The organism is Pseudomonas sp. EA_65y_Pfl1_P113 (assembly GCF_963970525.1).
GTDB lineage: Bacteria > Pseudomonadota > Gammaproteobacteria > Pseudomonadales > Pseudomonadaceae > Aquipseudomonas > Aquipseudomonas tritici.
The window spans coordinates 1-473 of the sequence record NZ_CAXAQM010000483.1; the positions used below are offsets into that span (position 1 = coordinate 1).

The following is a 473-nucleotide window of genomic DNA, read 5'->3' on the forward strand; positions in this document are numbered from 1 at the left end:
GACCTTCGCATGGCCGTTGGCCGCGAAATAATCGAGGAAGCTGCGACGAATGTCGTTGGTCGAGATCGAGAGCTGGGTCATGCGCGGTGCTTAGGCGAGGCGCGTGCGTATCTCAAGCATGGCTCGGTTCGTCGCGATCGGCTATCGCGCAGGGAACTTGCCTGGGGACCCGTGATGCGCGTGTTGAAGATTGCGCCACTGCTGCTGTTGCTCGCCCCCACGGCCGAAGTGGCGCGCGCGACCGCCAGCGCGCCGCCGCACGCCATTTGCGGCGACGACACCATCGCCCCCAGCGTCGCGCGCATCCTGCCCGGCTTCGGCGCGGGCGCGCTCGCCATCCGCACCGCCAAACCGCAAGCCCAGGCCTTTTTCGACAACGGCCTGCAACTCAGCCACGCCTTCGCGCACGATGCAGGACGCGCCGCCTTTGCCGAGGCCGCGCGACTCGACCCGGCCTGCGCAATGTGCCGCTG

General features: G+C 68.3%; 1 pseudogene. It reads left to right on the plus strand.

What is annotated here, in order from left to right:
• Positions 1–174: 174 nt before the first annotated feature.
• Positions 175–473, plus strand: a pseudogene (locus AACY52_RS30690) (hypothetical protein); the annotation flags it as partial.